At 54.2% G+C, this 19,148-nt stretch carries 18 protein-coding genes; 16 read left to right on the top strand and 2 right to left on the bottom strand.

Annotated features, from left to right (window positions below):
• Positions 1-14: 14 nt before the first annotated feature.
• Positions 15-806, top strand: coding sequence for an endonuclease VIII (gene nei / locus Q1L34_RS18765; protein ID WP_004859657.1), 792 nt, complete (start codon positions 15-17; stop codon positions 804-806).
• A gap of 725 nt (positions 807-1,531) precedes the next feature.
• Here the strand turns inward: nei and Q1L34_RS18760 are convergent.
• Positions 1,532-2,818 (bottom strand): citrate synthase, encoded by a 1,287-nt coding sequence (locus tag Q1L34_RS18760; RefSeq protein ID WP_004859660.1) that lies wholly within the window; start codon positions 2,816-2,818, stop codon positions 1,532-1,534.
• Between the two features lie 181 nt (positions 2,819-2,999).
• Positions 3,000-3,131 carry a hypothetical protein gene (locus Q1L34_RS28500; protein ID WP_418325369.1) on the bottom strand — a complete coding sequence of 44 codons (132 nt, stop codon included), beginning with the start codon at positions 3,129-3,131 and terminating at the stop codon, positions 3,000-3,002.
• A gap of 324 nt (positions 3,132-3,455) precedes the next feature.
• On the opposite strand from Q1L34_RS28500, the gene sdhC reads away from it, so the two are divergent.
• The 15 genes from sdhC to tolR all read left to right on the top strand — a co-directional run bounded on the left by sdhC (position 3,456) and on the right by tolR (position 19,101).
• Positions 3,456-3,860: a succinate dehydrogenase cytochrome b556 subunit gene (sdhC, locus tag Q1L34_RS18755; protein WP_004859662.1), complete on the top strand. Its 405-nt coding sequence runs from the start codon at positions 3,456-3,458 to the stop codon at positions 3,858-3,860.
• Positions 3,854-4,201: a succinate dehydrogenase membrane anchor subunit gene (gene sdhD / locus Q1L34_RS18750; RefSeq protein ID WP_004859665.1), complete on the top strand. Its 348-nt coding sequence runs from the start codon at positions 3,854-3,856 to the stop codon at positions 4,199-4,201. Before sdhC ends, sdhD begins: the two co-directional genes overlap by 7 nt.
• Positions 4,201-5,967 (top strand): succinate dehydrogenase flavoprotein subunit, encoded by a 1,767-nt coding sequence (gene sdhA / locus Q1L34_RS18745; RefSeq protein WP_004859668.1) that lies wholly within the window; start codon positions 4,201-4,203, stop codon positions 5,965-5,967. Before sdhD ends, sdhA begins: the two co-directional genes overlap by 1 nt.
• Positions 5,968-5,982: 15 nt before the next feature.
• Complete coding sequence (gene sdhB, locus Q1L34_RS18740; RefSeq protein WP_004859670.1) at positions 5,983-6,699, top strand: succinate dehydrogenase iron-sulfur subunit SdhB; 717 nt, start codon at positions 5,983-5,985, stop codon at positions 6,697-6,699.
• A gap of 507 nt (positions 6,700-7,206) precedes the next feature.
• Complete coding sequence (sucA, locus tag Q1L34_RS18735; RefSeq protein ID WP_004859672.1) at positions 7,207-10,014, top strand: 2-oxoglutarate dehydrogenase E1 component; 2,808 nt, start codon at positions 7,207-7,209, stop codon at positions 10,012-10,014.
• Between the two features lie 14 nt (positions 10,015-10,028).
• Positions 10,029-11,249: a 2-oxoglutarate dehydrogenase complex dihydrolipoyllysine-residue succinyltransferase gene (gene odhB / locus Q1L34_RS18730; protein ID WP_004859675.1), complete on the top strand. Its 1,221-nt coding sequence runs from the start codon at positions 10,029-10,031 to the stop codon at positions 11,247-11,249.
• Positions 11,250-11,394: 145 nt separating this feature from the next.
• Entirely contained in the window at positions 11,395-12,561 is a 1,167-nt protein-coding gene (gene sucC, locus Q1L34_RS18725) for an ADP-forming succinate--CoA ligase subunit beta (RefSeq protein ID WP_004859677.1), read from the top strand.
• The gene (gene sucD / locus Q1L34_RS18720) at positions 12,561-13,430 is read left to right on the top strand and encodes a succinate--CoA ligase subunit alpha (RefSeq protein ID WP_004859678.1); all 870 of its coding nucleotides are present in this window, start codon (positions 12,561-12,563) and stop codon (positions 13,428-13,430) included. Before sucC ends, sucD begins: the two co-directional genes overlap by 1 nt.
• Positions 13,431-14,269: 839 nt before the next feature.
• Positions 14,270-15,838 (top strand): cytochrome ubiquinol oxidase subunit I, encoded by a 1,569-nt coding sequence (cydA, locus tag Q1L34_RS18715; protein ID WP_004859682.1) that lies wholly within the window; start codon positions 14,270-14,272, stop codon positions 15,836-15,838.
• A 15-nt stretch (positions 15,839-15,853) separates the two neighbouring features.
• Complete coding sequence (gene cydB, locus Q1L34_RS18710; RefSeq protein ID WP_044349711.1) at positions 15,854-16,993, top strand: cytochrome d ubiquinol oxidase subunit II; 1,140 nt, start codon at positions 15,854-15,856, stop codon at positions 16,991-16,993.
• A 15-nt stretch (positions 16,994-17,008) separates the two neighbouring features.
• Positions 17,009-17,122 (top strand): cytochrome bd-I oxidase subunit CydX, encoded by a 114-nt coding sequence (gene cydX, locus Q1L34_RS18705; protein WP_004859685.1) that lies wholly within the window; start codon positions 17,009-17,011, stop codon positions 17,120-17,122.
• A complete protein-coding gene (ybgE, locus tag Q1L34_RS18700; RefSeq protein WP_004859687.1) occupies positions 17,122-17,415 on the top strand; it encodes a cyd operon protein YbgE in 294 nt (97 codons plus the stop codon). Before cydX ends, ybgE begins: the two co-directional genes overlap by 1 nt.
• A 160-nt stretch (positions 17,416-17,575) precedes the next feature.
• Complete coding sequence (ybgC, locus tag Q1L34_RS18695; RefSeq protein WP_004859689.1) at positions 17,576-17,980, top strand: tol-pal system-associated acyl-CoA thioesterase; 405 nt, start codon at positions 17,576-17,578, stop codon at positions 17,978-17,980.
• Complete coding sequence (gene tolQ / locus Q1L34_RS18690; RefSeq protein ID WP_004859692.1) at positions 17,977-18,669, top strand: Tol-Pal system protein TolQ; 693 nt, start codon at positions 17,977-17,979, stop codon at positions 18,667-18,669. Before ybgC ends, tolQ begins: the two co-directional genes overlap by 4 nt.
• 3 nt (positions 18,670-18,672) lie before the next feature.
• A complete protein-coding gene (tolR, locus tag Q1L34_RS18685) occupies positions 18,673-19,101 on the top strand; it encodes a colicin uptake protein TolR (protein WP_004859694.1) in 429 nt (142 codons plus the stop codon).
• Positions 19,102-19,148 lie beyond the last annotated feature (47 nt).

Genomic DNA, 19,148 nt, shown 5'->3' with positions numbered 1-19,148 from the left:
AGAAGGACGCTATTATGCCGGAAGGTCCGGAGATCCGCCGCGCGGCGGATAGCCTGGAGGCGGCGGTCAAAGGCGAACCTCTTACCGATGTCTGGTTCGCTTTTCCGCAGCTACAGGTGTATCAGGCTCCGCTGGTGGGCCAGCGGGTAACCCACATAGAAACCCGCGGCAAAGCGCTGCTGACGCATTTCTCCGGCGGGTTGACGCTCTACAGTCATAATCAGCTGTACGGCGTCTGGCGCGTGGTGGAGGCGGGCGAACAGCCGGTCAGCAACCGCGTGCTGCGGGTCAGGCTGCAGACGGCGGAGAAGGCGATTTTGCTCTATAGCGCGTCGGATATCGCTATTCTGACGCCGGAGCAGCTGGCTACCCATCCGTTTTTATTGCGGGTTGGACCCGATGTGCTGGATATGACGCTGACCGCGGAATCGGTCAAAGCTCGCCTGCTGTCGGCCAGATTCCGCCGACGGCAGTTTTCCGCTTTGTTGCTGGATCAGGCGTTTCTGGCCGGACTGGGAAACTATTTACGGGTGGAGATTCTCTGGCAGGTCGGGTTGAGCGGGCGGCATAACGCATCGGCGCTCGATGATAAGCAGCTCGACGCCCTGGCCCATGCGCTGCTGGATATTCCGCGCCTGTCGTATCGCACCCGCGGGGCGGTGGATGAGAATAAACATCATGGCGCGCTGTTCCGCTTTAACGTTTTCCATCGTGATGGCGAAATCTGCGAGCGCTGCGGCGGGATTATCGAGAAAACGATGCTCGCGTCGCGACCGTTTTACTGGTGTCCGGGGTGCCAGCATTAGCGATATGTTGTTCGCTTTTTAAGCTATCGTGCCCGTCTTTCGTGCCGGGCGTTTACGGGTCGGTTGACCAATCCGGCAGTGGTGTGGCAGTGGTGTAAGAGTCAGTTATCTCAATGAGATTGCCGATTTTTTATGCGACGCTGTCAGGTTTTCAACATCTTTGCAGGAGTTTCTGTCCCGTCGTTCGCTGTTAAGCCAGGGATGTTGTTTTTACGCTGGTTTGTGCGAAAGGGGTCTATCGCGTGGGTTCCGTGGAGTATATCGTTCACTTTTGTGGCATGTTCCGTTCACGGTGAATCCGCCACTTTTCTTACGCCCGCTGCGGGTGAACGGCATGGGGGGCGTTTCGCTCGCCCCCCATGCCCCCCCGGCATTGCGCTGAAAACGGCCGCTACGCGGTATGCTCCACTCCGGCTTCATCTGGCGGACCGGGCCGGACTCGACGTCCCTGTCTCGACCGATCCTCTGACCACCGTCCTGGCGGTCAGTCCTGGATGTGCGCCTGCGTTCCCGCCCGTTCACCTGTCGCGCAGGAAACAGTCGCGTGCGGAACCTCACGTGAACGGAATATTCCACAGAACACATGCCCCGAAGTACGAAAATTACTTTCGCGCCAACCACCGTTTACCGGCATCGCCCTGGTCCACGATAAACAAAAAAAAGCTGGCCACCTTAAGTGGCCAGCATGACGTTCGCAGACGCGTTTTTTGTCTTCAGGATCGAACTTAGCCTTTGGCCACGTCGGATTTGAAGTCGCGTTTTTCGTAGCCGGTATACAGCTGACGCGGACGCGCGATTTTCATGCCGTCGCTGTGCATTTCGTTCCAGTGAGCAATCCAGCCTACGGTACGCGCCATCGCGAAGATAACGGTAAACATGGAGGACGGAATACCCATCGCTTTCAGAATGATACCGGAGTAGAAATCGACGTTCGGGTAGAGTTTCTTCTCGATGAAGTACGGGTCGTTGAGCGCGATGTGCTCAAGTTCCATGGCCACTTCCAGCAGATCGTCTTTGGTGCCCAGTTCTTTCAGCACTTCATGGCAGGTTTCACGCATTACGGTGGCGCGCGGGTCGTAGTTTTTGTACACGCGGTGGCCGAAGCCCATCAGACGGAAAGAGTCGTTTTTGTCTTTCGCGCGACGGACAAATTCCGGAATGTGCTCAACGGAACTGATCTCTTCCAGCATCTTCAGCGCAGCTTCGTTCGCGCCACCGTGCGCCGGTCCCCACAGGGAGGCGATGCCCGCAGCGATACAGGCGAACGGGTTCGCGCCAGAAGAACCTGCGGTACGGACGGTGGAGGTGGATGCGTTCTGTTCGTGGTCAGCGTGCAGGATCAGGATACGGTCCATGGCGCGTTCCAGTACCGGGTTAACCTCGTAGGTTTCACACGGCGTGGAGAACATCATATTCAGGAAGTTGCCCGCGTAAGAGAGGTCGTTGCGCGGATAAACGAAAGGCTGGCCGATTGAATATTTGTAACACATTGCTGCCATTGTCGGCATTTTGGACAGCAGGCGATAGGCGGCGATTTCACGGTGGCGCGGATTGTTGACATCCAGGGAGTCGTGATAGAACGCGGCCAGCGCGCCGGTGATACCACACATCACCGCCATCGGGTGAGAGTCACGGCGAAACGCGTGGAACAGACGGGTAATCTGCTCGTGGATCATGGTGTGGCGGGTAACGATGGTCTTGAATTCGTTGTACTGTTCCTGGTTCGGCTTTTCACCGTTCAGCAGGATGTAACACACTTCGAGGTAGTTGGACTCGGTCGCTAACTGATCGATCGGGAAACCACGGTGGAGCAGGATACCTTCATCACCATCGATAAAGGTGATTTTAGATTCACATGATGCGGTGGAAGTGAAACCAGGGTCAAAGGTGAATACGCCTTTTGATCCAAGACTACGAATATCAATAACATCCTGACCGAGCGTGCCCTTTAGCACATCCAGTTCAATAGCAGTATCACCGCCTAGGGTGATTTTTGCTTTAGCATCAGACATTTATGGTCTCCTTAGCGCCTTTATTGCGTAAGACTGCCGGGTGTGGATTTGCCTTCGGCCCGTGCCTGACTACGTTACCAGTTTGTTATGTTGCACACAGCTCTGCGTCAGCGGAAATTGCAGGGTACAGAGCAAAGGCGCTTGATGGTACGTCTTCAGCCTACGACGAAACAGCAGCAAATCAGCGTTTTAGCAGTCCGAATTTAAAAATCTGTATACCACTAATAACTGTCCTGATTACATCGGTCAATACCATCACACTGTTGCATAACTTATTCTCAGGTGAAAGAGTGACCCCATAACTTTTGAGCATTATTGCATTTATCTGGTAATGGTTGTAACAAGAATGTTTAATATTTGTCAAATCAGGTGATTAAAATTTAAAATAATGTTGTTATCGTGACATCGATCACTGTTCCGGACAAAACCCGACAAACTATATGTAGGTTAATTGTAATGATTTTGTGAACGGCCTATACTGCCGCCAGGTCTCCGGAACACCCTGCAATCCCGAGCCACCCAGCGTTGTCTGGTCACGTTTTAGCTCTTGAAAAGGGGTTTTATCATGACCACAGGTTATAGAAAGGACGCTGTCTGACCCGCAAGCAGACCGGAGGAAGGAAACAATAAGAACAGCATGTGGGCGTTATTCATGGTAAGAAATGTGAAAAAACAAAGACCTGTCAATCTGGATCTGCAAACGATCCGGTTCCCAATCACAGCGATAGCGTCCATTCTCCATCGCGTTTCCGGTGTGATCACCTTCGTGGCGGTCGGGATTCTGCTTTGGTTGCTGGGCACCAGCCTTTCCTCTCCAGAAGGTTTCCTCGTTGCGTCTTCCATCATGGATAGCTTCTTTGTGAAGTTCATCATGTGGGGCATCCTGACCGCGCTGGCATACCACGCCGTTGTCGGTATCCGCCACCTGTTGATGGATTTTGGCTACCTGGAAGAAACCCTCGAAGTAGGGACACGCTCCGCTAAGATTTCTTTTGTTATTACTGTCGTGCTTTCACTTCTCGCAGGAGTCCTCGTATGGTAAGCAACGCCTCAGCACTGGGACGCAACGGCGTACATGACTTCATTCTGGTTCGTGCTACCGCCATCGTTCTGACCCTTTACATCATCTACATGGTCGGCTTTTTTGCCACCACCGGTGAAATTTCCTGGGAAGTCTGGACGGGCTTTTTCTCCTCCGCATTCACTAAAGTCTTCACCCTGTTAGCCCTCGTGTCCATTCTGATTCACGCCTGGATCGGGATGTGGCAGGTGTTGACGGACTACGTTAAACCGCTGGCTGTACGCTTAATTCTGCAACTGGTTATCGTTGTTGCGCTGGTGGCTTACGTTCTTTATGGATTTGTTGTGGTGTGGGGTGTGTGATGAAATTGCCTGTCAGAGAATTTGATGCAGTTGTGATTGGTGCCGGTGGCGCAGGTATGCGCGCGGCGCTGCAAATTTCCCAGAGCGGCCAGACCTGTGCGCTGCTCTCTAAAGTGTTCCCTACCCGTTCCCATACCGTTTCCGCGCAGGGTGGCATCACCGTGGCGCTCGGTAATACCCATGAAGATAACTGGGAATGGCATATGTATGACACGGTGAAAGGCTCCGATTATATCGGTGACCAGGACGCCATCGAATATATGTGTAAGACCGGCCCGGAAGCGATTCTGGAGCTTGACCATATGGGGCTGCCGTTCTCCCGCCTGGAGAATGGCACCATTTATCAGCGTCCGTTTGGCGGCCAGTCGAAAAACTTCGGCGGCGAACAGGCGGCACGTACCGCTGCGGCGGCTGACCGTACCGGTCACGCGCTGCTGCATACCCTTTATCAGCAGAACCTGAAAAACCACACCACCATTTTCTCCGAGTGGTATGCGCTGGATCTGGTGAAAAACGCCGATGGCGCGGTGGTAGGTTGTACCGCGCTGTGCATCGAGACCGGTGAAGTGGTTTACTTCAAAGCCCGTGCGACCGTGCTGGCAACCGGTGGCGCAGGCCGTATCTACCAGTCCACAACTAACGCCCATATCAACACCGGTGACGGCGTCGGGATGGCGATTCGCGCCGGCGTGCCGGTGCAGGATATGGAAATGTGGCAGTTCCACCCGACCGGTATCGCCGGTGCGGGGGTTCTGGTGACAGAAGGCTGCCGCGGCGAAGGCGGTTATCTGCTGAACAAACACGGCGAGCGCTTTATGGAGCGTTATGCCCCGAATGCGAAAGACCTGGCGGGTCGTGACGTGGTGGCGCGTTCCATCATGATCGAAATCCGTGAAGGTCGCGGCTGTGACGGCCCGTGGGGCCCGCATGCGAAGCTGAAACTGGACCACCTGGGGAAAGAGGTTCTGGAATCCCGTCTGCCGGGCATCCTGGAGCTTTCACGTACCTTCGCCCACGTCGACCCGGTGAAAGAGCCGATTCCGGTTATCCCAACCTGCCACTACATGATGGGCGGAATTCCGACCAAAGTGACCGGTCAGGCGCTGACCGTGAACGAGCAGGGCGAAGACGTGGTGATTCCTGGCCTGTTCGCCGTCGGCGAAATTGCCTGCGTATCGGTCCACGGCGCGAACCGTCTGGGCGGCAACTCCCTGCTTGACCTGGTGGTGTTCGGTCGTGCGGTCGGTCTGCATCTGCAGGAGTCGATTGCCGAGCAGGGCGATCTGCTTGACGCGACCGAAGCCGAAATCGACGCGTCCCTTGAACGTCTGAACCGCTGGAACGGTAACCGTAACGGCGAAGATCCGGTGGAAATCCGCAAAGCGCTGCAAGAGTGTATGCAGCATAACTTCTCGGTATTCCGCGAAGGCGATGCGATGGCCAAAGGGCTTGAGCAGCTGAAAGCGATCCGCGAGCGCCTGAAAAATGCGCGCCTGGATGACACCTCCAGCGAGTTCAACACCCAGCGCGTTGAGTGCCTGGAGCTGGATAACCTGATGGAAACTGCCTATGCCACCGCGGTTTCTGCAAACTTCCGTACCGAAAGCCGCGGCGCGCATAGTCGCTTCGACTTCCCGGATCGTGATGACGAAAACTGGCTGTGCCATTCCCTGTATCTGCCAGAGTCGGAATCCATGACGCGTCGTAGCGTCAATATGGAACCGAAACTGCGTCCGGCATTCCCGCCGAAGATTCGTACTTATTAATGCGGAGACAGGAAAATGAAACTAGAGTTTTCAATTTATCGTTATAACCCGGACGTTGACGATGCTCCGCGCATGCAGGATTACACCCTCGAAGCGGAAGAAGGTCGTGACATGATGCTGCTGGATGCCCTGATGCAGCTGAAAGAAAAAGACCCGTCGCTCTCATTTCGTCGTTCCTGCCGTGAAGGGGTCTGTGGCTCCGACGGTCTGAACATGAACGGTAAGAACGGTCTGGCGTGTATCACGCCGATCTCCGCGCTGAATCAGCCGGGTAAGAAAATTGTCATCCGTCCGCTGCCCGGTTTGCCGGTTATCCGCGATTTGGTTGTAGACATGGGGCAATTCTATGCACAATATGAGAAGATTAAGCCTTACTTGTTGAATAATGGGCAAAATCCTCCGGCTCGCGAGCATCTGCAGAAGCCAGAGCAGCGCGAAAAACTCGATGGTCTGTACGAGTGTATTCTTTGCGCATGTTGTTCAACCTCTTGTCCGTCGTTCTGGTGGAATCCGGACAAGTTTATCGGCCCGGCAGGTCTGCTGGCTGCGTATCGTTTCCTGATTGACAGCCGCGATACCGAAACCGACAGCCGTCTGGAAGGGTTAAGCGATGCTTTCAGCGTATTCCGCTGTCACAGCATCATGAACTGCGTCAGTGTATGTCCGAAAGGGCTTAACCCGACGCGCGCCATCGGCCATATTAAGTCGATGCTGCTGCAGCGCAGTGCGTAAGTAACCCGGTCTGTCCCGGATGGCGCTATCGCTTATCCGGGCTACCCGAAGCAGTAGCCCCGGCAGCGTTTGTGCCGCCGGGAAATGAATACCCTAAATAATTCGAGTTACAGGAAGGCGGCGACGCCGCGAATCCCCAGGAGCTTACTCAAGTAAGTGACTGGGGTGAGTGAGGAAAGCCAACGCACATGTAACTTGAAGTATGAAGGGGATGGCAGGAAATCTTTAAAAACCGCCAAATATGTACCAGTAATCAAGGCGTTCAGAGCGAGGTAAGGCGGCAACTGAACGCATCCCCGGGAGCATAGTGAACTGTGTGACCGGGGTAAGTGAAGGCAGCTAACGCAACCGCAGCCTGAACGCCGAAGATTAATGGCAGTTTTTAAAGGTTCCTTCGCGGATGCAGAAGCCACAACTCGTCCGCAACAAGTGAACCCCGGCACGCACAATTGCTGTGCGTGGTAGTTTCTACGGCGAAATAAGCATATAAATGCTTAAGGGATCACGATGCAGAACGGCGCAATGAAAGCCTGGCTGGACTCTTCTTACCTCTCTGGTTCGAACCAGAGCTGGATAGAACAGCTCTATGAAGACTTCTTAACCGATCCTGACTCTGTTGACGCCAACTGGCGTTCTATGTTCCAGCAGTTACCTGGCACCGGAGTCAAACCGGATCAATTTCATTCGAAAACGCGTGATTATTTCCGTCGACTGGCGAAGGATGCCTCACGTTACACTTCTTCGATTTCCGACCCTGATACCAATGTGAAGCAGGTTAAAGTCCTGCAGCTCATCAACGCATATCGCTTCCGTGGTCACCAGCATGCGAATCTCGATCCGCTGGGACTGTGGAAGCAAGAGAGAGTGGCGGATCTCGATCCTGCATACCACGATCTGACCGAGGCCGATTTCCAGGAAAGCTATAACGTAGGTTCATTTGCTATCGGCAAAGATACGATGAAACTGGGCGAGCTGATTGCCGCGCTCAAACAAACCTACTGCGGCGCTATCGGCGCGGAATACATGCACATCACCTCTACCGAAGAGAAACGCTGGATTCAGCAGCGTATTGAGTCGGTAGCAGGGAAAGCCAGCTTTACCGCTGACGAGAAGAAACGTTTCCTGACCGAGCTGACAGCAGCCGAAGGCCTGGAACGTTACCTCGGCGCGAAATTCCCGGGCGCCAAACGCTTCTCGCTGGAAGGCGGCGATGCGCTGATCCCGATGCTCAAAGAGATGATCCGTCACGCTGGCAAAAGCGGCACCCGTGAAGTGGTGCTCGGCATGGCGCACCGCGGTCGTCTGAACGTGCTGGTTAATGTTCTGGGCAAAAAACCGCAGGACCTGTTCGACGAGTTCGCGGGCAAGCATAAAGAACACCTCGGCACCGGTGACGTGAAGTACCACATGGGCTTCTCTTCTGACATGGAAACCGAAGGCGGCCTGGTGCACCTGGCGCTGGCGTTTAACCCGTCACACCTCGAAATCGTCAGCCCGGTGGTTATCGGGTCGGTTCGCGCGCGTCTCGATCGTCTTGATGAGCCGAGCAGCAATAAAGTGCTGCCGATTACTATCCACGGCGACGCCGCAGTGACGGGTCAGGGCGTGGTTCAGGAAACCCTGAACATGTCCAAGGCGCGTGGCTACGAAGTGGGCGGAACCGTACGTATCGTTATCAACAACCAGGTGGGCTTCACTACCTCGAACCCGCTGGATGCGCGCTCCACGCCATACTGCACCGATATCGGTAAAATGGTTCAGGCGCCGATCTTCCACGTGAACGCGGACGATCCGGAAGCCGTTGCTTTCGTTACCCGCCTGGCGCTGGATTTCCGTAATACCTTCAAACGCGATGTCTTCATCGACCTGGTGTGCTACCGCCGTCACGGCCATAACGAAGCCGACGAGCCGAGCGCAACGCAGCCGCTGATGTATCAGAAAATCAAAAAACATCCGACCCCGCGCAAAATCTACGCCGACAAACTTGAGCAGGACAAAGTGTCGACCCTGGAAGATGCGACCGAACTGGTTAACCTCTATCGTGATGCGCTGGATGCCGGCGAATGCGTGGTTGAGGAATGGCGTCCGATGAACCTGCATTCCTTTACCTGGTCACCGTACCTCAACCACGAGTGGGATGAGAGCTACCCGAGTAAAGTCGAGATGAAACGTCTGCAGGAGCTGGCTAAACGCATCAGCACCGTGCCGGACAGCATTGAAATGCAGTCTCGCGTGGCGAAGATTTATGGCGATCGCCAGGCGATGGCCGCCGGCGAGAAGCTGTTCGACTGGGGTGCGGCGGAAAACCTGGCTTACGCCACGCTGGTTGATGAAGGGATTCCGATTCGCCTGTCCGGTGAAGACTCCGGTCGCGGTACGTTCTTCCACCGCCATTCCGTGATTCATAACCAGGTGAACGGTTCGACCTACACGCCACTGCAGCATGTGCATAACGGCCAGGAGCATTTCAAAGTCTGGGACTCCGTGCTTTCTGAAGAAGCGGTGCTGGCGTTCGAATACGGCTACGCCACTGCGGAACCGCGCACCCTGACTATCTGGGAAGCGCAGTTCGGTGACTTTGCTAACGGCGCTCAGGTGGTGATCGATCAGTTCATCAGCTCCGGCGAGCAGAAGTGGGGCCGGATGTGTGGCCTGGTCATGCTGCTGCCGCACGGCTACGAAGGCCAGGGCCCGGAGCACTCCTCCGCGCGTCTGGAACGCTATCTGCAGCTGTGTGCTGAACAGAATATGCAGGTTTGTGTGCCATCGACTCCGGCTCAGGTTTACCACATGCTGCGTCGTCAGGCGCTGCGCGGTATGCGTCGTCCGCTGGTGGTGATGTCGCCGAAATCTCTGCTGCGCCATCCGCTGGCGGTCTCCAGCCTGGACGAACTGGCGAACGGCACCTTCCTGCCGGCCATCGGTGAAATCGATGACCTCGACCCGAAAGCGGTGAAGCGTGTTGTCCTGTGCTCTGGTAAGGTTTATTACGATCTGCTGGAACAACGCCGTAAGAACGACCAAAAAGATGTCGCTATCGTGCGTATAGAGCAGCTCTATCCGTTCCCGCATCAGGCGGTACAGGAAGCGCTGAAGCCTTACGCTCACGTGCATGATTTTGTCTGGTGCCAGGAAGAACCGCTCAACCAGGGCGCGTGGTACTGCAGCCAGCATCACTTCCGCGAAGTGATTCCGTTTGGGGCCTCTCTGCGTTACGCAGGCCGCCCGGCCTCCGCCTCTCCGGCGGTAGGGTATATGTCCGTTCACCAGAAACAGCAACAAGATCTGGTCAATGACGCGCTGAACGTCGATTAATTAAAGGATACATAATGAGTAGCGTAGATATTCTGGTTCCCGATCTGCCTGAGTCCGTAGCTGACGCGACGGTTGCGACCTGGCATAAAAAACCGGGCGATAGCGTCCAGCGTGATGAAGTGCTGGTGGAAATCGAAACTGACAAAGTGGTACTGGAAGTACCGGCTTCAGCGGACGGCATTCTGGATGCAGTGCTGGAAGACGAAGGTGCAACCGTACTTTCTCGCCAGATCCTCGGTCGCCTGCGTGAAGGCAACAGCGCGGGTAAAGAGTCCGCGGCGAAAGCCGACGCTAAAGAGTCCACCCCGGCTCAGCGTCAGCAGGCCTCTCTGGAAGAGCAGAGCAATGATGCCCTCAGCCCGGCGATTCGCCGTCTGCTGGCTGAACACAACCTCGATGCCGCAGCCATTAAAGGCACCGGCGTCGGCGGCCGCCTGACCCGTGAAGATGTTGAGAAACATCTGGCGGCGGCACCGGCTAAAACCGAAGCCAAAGCGCCTGCCGCTGCGGCAGCACCGGTTGCGCAACTGGGCCACCGTTCTGAAAAACGCGTTCCGATGACCCGCCTGCGCAAACGCGTTGCCGAGCGTCTGCTGGAAGCGAAGAACTCCACCGCCATGCTGACGACCTTCAACGAAGTCAACATGAAGCCGATTATGGATCTGCGTAAGCAGTACGGCGATGCCTTCGAAAAACGTCACGGTATCCGTCTGGGCTTTATGTCCTTCTACGTGAAAGCCGTGGTTGAAGCGCTGAAACGCTATCCGGAAGTGAACGCCTCTATCGATGGCGATGATGTGGTGTATCACAACTACTTCGACGTCAGCATGGCGGTCTCTACGCCGCGCGGTCTGGTGACTCCGGTTCTGCGTGATGTTGACCTGCTGGGCATGGCGGATATCGAAAAGAATATTAAAGAGCTGGCAGTGAAAGGCCGTGACGGCAAGCTGACCGTAGATGACCTGACCGGCGGTAACTTCACCATTACCAACGGCGGCGTATTCGGCTCTCTGATGTCCACGCCAATCATCAACCCACCGCAGAGCGCCATTCTGGGTATGCATGCCATTAAAGATCGCCCGATGGCGGTCAATGGCAAGGTAGAAATTCTGCCAATGATGTACCTGGCGCTCTCTTACGACCACCGTCTGATCGATGGACGTGAATCGGTAGGCTTCCTGGTTGCTATCAAAGAGCTGCTGGAAGACCCGACTCGTCTGCTGCTGGACGTGTAGTCAGCAAGAGTATTACCTACCGTAGGCCGGATAAGGCGTTTACGCCGCCATCCGGCGTTGATGAGATGCCTGATGGCGACGCTAGCGCGTCTTATCAGGCCTACAGGTTTAAAGATAATTATTCCCTGAAGGATGGACTGAACACATGAACTTACATGAATATCAGGCAAAACAACTGTTTGCCCGCTATGGTTTACCGGCGCCGGTGGGTTATGCCTGTACTACTCCGCGCGAAGCAGAAGAAGCCGCATCAAAAATCGGCGCGGGTCCGTGGGTAGTGAAATGTCAGGTTCACGCTGGTGGCCGCGGTAAAGCGGGCGGTGTGAAAGTAGTTAACAGTAAAGAAGACATTCGCGCATTTGCTGAGCACTGGCTGGGCAAACGCCTTGTGACCTACCAGACAGACGCCAACGGCCAGCCGGTTAACCAGATTCTGGTTGAAGCAGCGACAGATATCGCCAAAGAGCTGTATCTGGGTGCGGTTGTTGACCGTAGCTCCCGTCGCGTAGTGTTCATGGCCTCCACCGAAGGCGGCGTGGAAATCGAAAAAGTGGCGGAAGAAACCCCGCACCTGATCCACAAAATTGCGATCGATCCGCTGGCAGGCCCGATGCCTTACCAGGGACGCGAGCTGGCGTTCAAACTGGGTCTGGAAGGTAAGCAGGTTCAGCAGTTCACCAAAATCTTTATGGGTCTGGCGACTATCTTCCTGGAGCGCGACCTGGCGCTGATCGAAATTAACCCGCTGGTTATCACTAAGCAGGGCGACCTGATCTGCCTCGACGGCAAACTGGGCGCCGATGGCAATGCGCTGTTCCGCCAGCCGGATCTGCGTGAAATGCGCGACCAGTCTCAGGAAGACCCGCGTGAAGCGCAGGCTGCACAGTGGGAACTGAACTACGTTGCGCTGGACGGCAACATCGGTTGTATGGTTAACGGTGCGGGCCTGGCAATGGGCACCATGGACATCGTTAAACTGCACGGCGGCGAACCGGCTAACTTCCTCGACGTTGGCGGCGGCGCAACCAAAGAGCGCGTGACTGAAGCGTTCAAAATCATTCTTTCCGACAGCAATGTTAAAGCCGTACTGGTTAACATCTTCGGCGGTATCGTGCGTTGCGACCTGATCGCTGACGGCATCATCGGCGCGGTAGCAGAAGTTGGCGTAAACGTACCGGTTGTCGTACGTCTGGAAGGGAACAACGCCGAACTGGGCGCGAAGAAACTGGCTGACAGCGGCCTGAATATTATTGCAGCGAAAAGTCTGACGGACGCAGCACAGCAGGTTGTTGCCGCAGTGGAGGGGAAATAATGTCCATTTTAATTGATAAAAACACCAAGGTTATCTGCCAGGGCTTCACCGGTAGCCAGGGGACTTTCCACTCTGAACAAGCCATTGCTTACGGCACTCAAATGGTCGGCGGCGTTACGCCAGGCAAAGGCGGCACCACTCACCTGGGTCTGCCGGTGTTTAACACCGTGCGCGAAGCCGTTGAAGCAACCGGCGCAACCGCGACCGTTATCTACGTTCCGGCCCCGTTCTGCAAAGACTCCATTCTGGAAGCTATTGATGCGGGCATTAAGCTGATCATCACCATCACCGAAGGTATCCCGACGCTGGATATGCTGACGGTGAAAGTGAAGCTGGATGAAGCCGGCGTACGCATGATCGGCCCTAACTGCCCGGGCGTTATCACCCCAGGCGCATGCAAAATCGGCATCATGCCGGGTCACATTCATCAGCCGGGTAAAGTGGGGATCGTTTCCCGTTCCGGCACGCTGACCTATGAAGCGGTTAAGCAGACCACCGATTACGGTTTCGGCCAGTCTACCTGCGTTGGTATCGGCGGCGACCCGATCCCGGGTTCTAACTTCATCGATATCCTGAAGCTGTTCCAGGAAGACCCGCAGACCGAAGCGATCGTGATGATCGGTGAGATCGGCGGTAGCGCGGAAGAAGAAGCGGCTGCTTACATCAAAGATCACGTCACCAAGCCGGTTGTCGGTTACATCGCCGGTGTGACCGCGCCGAAAGGCAAGCGTATGGGCCACGCGGGCGCCATTATCGCAGGCGGTAAAGGCACGGCTGATGAGAAATTTGCTGCGCTGGAAGCGGCGGGCGTGAAGACCGTTCGTAGCTTGGCGGATATCGGCGAAGCGCTGAAATCAATCATTAAGTAAACCCTCTCTGCTCAAGCTGAGCAGTTAAATGTCCGATTTCGACATGGTTGGCCACCGTCAGGTGGCCTTTTTTATGCCTCTCTTTGCCGCCGTTTCAACGGTCCCCGCGGCGCACTTTTGCCGTGGCAGATCGCCGTTATCCGGAAAAACCACTTCTATTGTATTGATTTAACACCTTTTTTTAAAATAATAACCCGCTATTTTTCGGCAGAAGAGGGAATGATTCTCACTGCTATTTCTTACCTGAAAATGAAAAGATAAAAATGATGATTTAATTGATGCTGTCTATCAGGAAAAAATACTGTGAAGCGTCTAACATTAATCAGATCGCTATTTTTTTTCATACGATACGACTTAAAGTTAAATCATATTACCTATACTTCTCATATCTCTCTTTTTAGTAACCATTATTGGTATGCTTTAAACATATATTTAACATTACCTTCACCATTATTCTTTGTTGGGATACATAATTAACATGAGCGGGAAAAATTGATTTATATCAATACTTAAAGCTTGGAAAAAACCACAAAAAAACGTTAAATTGTCGCCAATCAAATTGGCCTAAATCAGGCATTTTCGCTATATATTGATCACCGTCGTAAATGTAAAACTGATTCAATAAAATCCTGTTTATTGTAAGGTTATTGCGGCGTAATATATTGGGGAATCAATTGGGTTTTTCGTTAACGTATTTGTAACCTTTGCGAGGAGCTGTTTCATCTGGCGACGAAACGGTAACGAAGCGGGATGCAAGTTATTTTGTATTGGGGCATGCGTATGAACCCGGTGTGCAGGGTTCATTCTCGGAGTCTTCATGCGATGAGCAAGGAGTCATGATGTTAGATATAGTCGAACTGTCGCGCTTACAGTTTGCCTTGACCGCGATGTACCACTTCCTTTTTGTGCCACTGACGCTCGGTATGGCGTTCCTGCTGGCCATCATGGAAACGGTTTACGTCCTTTCCGGCAAACAGATTTATAAAGATATGACCAAGTTCTGGGGCAAGTTGTTTGGTATCAACTTTGCGCTGGGTGTAGCAACCGGGTTGACCATGGAGTTCCAGTTCGGGACAAACTGGTCTTATTATTCTCACTACGTGGGCGATATCTTCGGTGCGCCTCTGGCCATTGAAGGTCTGATGGCCTTCTTCCTCGAATCTACCTTTGTAGGTCTGTTCTTCTTCGGTTGGGATCGTCTGGGCAAAGTTCAGCACATGGCGGTGACCTGGCTGGTGGCACTGGGTTCCAACTTGTCTGCATTGTGGATCCTCGTGGCGAACGGCTGGATGCAAAACCCGATCGCCTCGGATTTCAACTTTGAAACCATGCGTATGGAGATGGTCAGTTTCTCCGAGCTGGTTCTGAACCCGGTTGCGCAGGTGAAATTTGTCCATACCGTCGCATCCGGCTACGTCTGCGGCGCAATGTTCGTCCTGGGTATCAGCTCCTACTATATGCTGCGCGGTCGCGACTTCGCTTTCGCTAAACGCTCCTTTGCCATTGCTGCCAGCTTCGGTATGGCGGCGATTCTCTCCGTTATCGTGCTCGGTGATGAATCCGGTTACGAAATGGGTGACGTGCAGAAAACTAAACTTGCGGCCATCGAAGCCGAATGGGAAACACAGCCAGCTCCGGCTGCCTTTACCCTGTTTGGTATTCCGGACCAGGATGCGCAAACCAACCACTTCGCAATCCAGATTCCTTATGCGTTGGGCATTATTGCCACTCGTTCCGTGGATACGCCGGTTATTGGTCTGAAAGACCTGCTGGCACAGCACGAAGCGCGTATTCGTAACGGGATGAAAGCTTACACCCTGCTGGAAGAGCTACGCGCAGGCTCAACCGATCAGGCTGTACGCGATGAATTCAACAGCGTGAAGAAAGATTTGGGCTACGGTCTGCTGCTGAAACGCTATACCCCGAACGTCTCTGACGCGACGGAAGCGCAGATTGCTATGGCGACGAAAGACTCTATTCCTCGCGTTGCGCCGCTGTACTTTGCGTTCCGTATTATGGTGGCCTGCGGCATCCTGATGCTCGGTATCATCGCGGCGTCGTTCTGGACCGTTATCCGTAACCAAATTGGCGAGAAGAAATGGCTGCTGCGCATTGCGCTGTACGCAATTCCTCTGCCGTGGATCGCTATCGAGTCCGGTTGGTTCGTCGCGGAATATGGTCGTCAGCCGTGGGCGATAGGTGAGGTACTGCCTACCGCGGTAGCGAACTCGTCCCTGACCGCCGGTGACCTGATCTTCTCGATGCTGCTGATTTGCGGTCTGTACACCCTGTTCCTGGTCGCGGAGCTGTATCTGATGTTCAAATTCGCACGCCGTGGACCAAGCAGCCTGAAAACCGGTCGCTACCACTACGAGCAGTCTTCCACGACTACTCAGCCGGCACGCTAAGACAGGAGTCGTCAAATGATCGATTATGAAGTATTGCGTTTTATCTGGTGGCTACTGATCGGTGTTCTGCTGATTGGTTTCGCCGTCACCGATGGCTTCGACATGGGGGTGGGCATGCTCACCCGTTTCCTCGGTCGTAATGACACCGAGCGTCGAATCATGATTAACTCCATCGCTCCGCACTGGGACGGAAACCAGGTGTGGCTGATCACCGCCGGCGGCGCACTGTTTGCTGCCTGGCCGACGGTCTATGCCGCCGCGTTCTCCGGCTTCTATGTGGCGATGATTCTGGTGCTGGCCGCTTTGTTCTTCCGTCCGGTGGGTTTTGACTACCGCTCGAAGATTGAAGATACCCGCTGGCGCAACATGTGGGACTGGGGCATCTTCATCGGTAGCTTCGTTCCGCCGCTGGTGATTGGCGTGGCGTTCGGGAACCTGCTGCAGGGCGTACCGTTCCATATGGATGAATATATGCGCCTGTACTACACCGGTAATTTCTTCCAGCTGCTCAACCCGTTTGGTCTGCTGGCCGGTATTGTTAGCGTGGCGATGATTCTGACGCAGGGGGCTACCTACCTGCAGATGCGTACCGTTGGTGAGCTGCACCTGCGTGCCCGCACGACCTCTCAGGTTGCGGCACTGGTGACGCTGGTTTGCTTCCTGCTGGCCGGTGTCTGGGTGGTATACGGGATCGACGGTTATGTGGTCACCTCGGCTATCGACCACTCTGCGCCATCTAACCCGCTGACCAAAGAAGTGACTCGTCAGGCTGGTGCATGGTTGGCGAACTTCAATAATATGCCTTCGCTGTGGGCTATCCCGGCACTGGGCGTGGTATTGCCGCTGCTGACTATCCTGACCTCGCGGATGGAGAAGGGCGCTCTGGCGTTTATCTTCTCTTCTCTGACGCTAGCCTGCATCATTCTGACCGCCGGGATTGCGATGTTCCCGTTCATCATGCCGTCCAGCACGATGATGAACGTTAGTCTGACCATGTGGGATTCAACCTCCAGCCAAAGAACGCTGAACCTGATGACCTACGTGGCGATTGTCTTCGTGCCGATTATTCTGGGTTACACCACCTGGTGTTACTGGAAGATGTTCGGTCGCATTACCCGCGAAGACATCGAAAAGAACACCCACTCGTTGTATTAAGGTAAGGAGCTAGATATGTGGTATTTCGCATGGATTTTGGGAACGCTTCTTGCCTGTGCCTTTGGGGTTATCACCGCGTTAGCGCTTGAGCACGTGGAAAGCACCAAAGCAGGTAAAGAAGAACACTGATGAGTAAAATTATCGCGACCCTTTACGCGATAATGGATAAGCGCCCGTTAAGGGCGCTTTCCCTATTGATGGCACTGCTGCTGGCGGGCTGCATTTTCTGGGATCCGTCGCGCTTTGCGGCAAAGACCAGTGAGCTGGAGATCTGGCACGGCTTCCTGCTGATGTGGGCCGTGTGCGCCGGGGTTATCCACGGCGTGGGCTTCCGTCCGCATGCCATTCACTGGCAAGGGATTTTTTGTCCACTTATCGCTGATATTGTACTCATCACGGGGCTGTTTTTTTTCTTCTTTTGAAAGAGAAGAGAATAAGAGAACTCTGTTAACCTCATGGGCTTGCATAAGCCCATAAAAATTTACTCGCTGTTTACTTTCCCCCATTCCAAACCACGTTCCCCGCGCGTATAGTAGCGAAGTTTGAAAGCACTAATCTTTTTTTGCATTACCGGGATGTAAAGTGAATACAACGCTGTTTCGATGGCCGGTTCGTGTCTACTATGAAGATACCGATGCCGGTGGTGTGGTTTACCACGCCAGTTACGTCGCTTTTTATGAAAGAGCACGCACAGAGATGCTGCGCCACCATCACTTCAGTCAGCAGGTTTTGCTGGCTGAACGAGTTGCCTTCGTGGTTCGCAAAATGACGCTGGAATATTTTGCGCCCGCCAGACTCGACGACATGCTCGAAATCCAGACGGAAATCACCTCGATGAGAGGTACCTCTTTGGTTTTCACGCAGCGAATCGTCAACGCAGAGAATACAGTTTTGAACGAAGCTGAGGTTCTCATTGTGTGCGTTGATCCACTCTTAATGAAGCCTCGTGCGCTTCCCAAGTCTATTGTCGCGGAGTTTAAGCAGTGACTGACATGAATATCCTTGATTTGTTCCTGAAGGCGAGCCTTCTGGTTAAACTTATCATGTTGATTTTGATTGGTTTTTCTATCGCTTCCTGGGCCATTATTATTCAGAGAACGCGCATCCTCAACACGGCAAGCCGCGAGGCGGAAGCCTTTGAAGACAAGTTCTGGTCGGGTATTGAGCTTTCTCGCCTGTATCAGGAGAGCCAGGGGCGTCGCGATAACCTGGTGGGATCGGAACAAATTTTCTACAGCGGTTTCAAAGAGTTTGCTCGTCTGCATCGCGCAAACAGCCATGCGCCAGAAGCGGTGGTTGAAGGGGCGTCGCGCGCCATGCGCATCTCGATGAACCGTGAGATCGAGACGCTGGAGACGCACATTCCGTTCCTCGGAACCGTGGGGTCCATCAGCCCGTACATCGGCCTGTTCGGTACCGTCTGGGGGATCATGCATGCCTTTATCGCACTTGGTGCGGTGAAACAGGCGACTCTGCAGATGGTTGCACCGGGTATCGCAGAAGCGCTGATCGCCACGGCAATCGGTCTGTTTGCGGCAATTCCGGCGGTTATGGCCTACAACCGTTTGAACCAGCGTGTGAACAAACTTGAACTGAACTATGACAACTTTATGGAAGAGTTCACCGCGATTCTGCACCGTCAGGCGTTTACCAGCAGCGAAAGCAATAAGGGGTAAGCCATGGCCAGAGCACGTGGACGCGGACGTCGCGAACTGAAGTCCGAGATCAACATCGTTCCGCTGCTGGATGTCTTGTTGGTGCTGTTGCTGATCTTTATGGCGACCGCGCCGATCATTACGCAGAGCGTAGAGGTCGACCTGCCGGATGCGACAGAATCACAAGCGGTCAAAAGTAATGATGAGCCGCCGGTGATTGTTGAAGTTTCCGGCGTCGGGCAGTACAGCGTAAAAGTGGGTCCGGAAACGCTGTCGCAGCTGCCGCCAGAGCAGGTTATTGCCGAAGCGAAACGCCGACTCGAAGCGAACGAGAAAACGGTGTTCCTGATCGGCGGTGCGAAAGACGTACCTTACGATGAAATTATTAAAGCGCTTAACCTGTTGCATAGCGCAGGGGTTAAATCGGTTGGCTTAATGACCAAGCCTATTTAATCGCTTCGGATATGTGCGCCCGCCGGACCGCTGGCTGCGAGAATAAC

Origin of the sequence: Klebsiella ornithinolytica (genome assembly GCF_030505655.1) — a bacterium.
Classification (GTDB): Bacteria; Pseudomonadota; Gammaproteobacteria; order Enterobacterales; family Enterobacteriaceae; genus Klebsiella; species Klebsiella ornithinolytica.
Note: the sequence above shows the minus strand (reverse complement) of the source record. Positions and strands in the feature narration are given on the sequence as shown.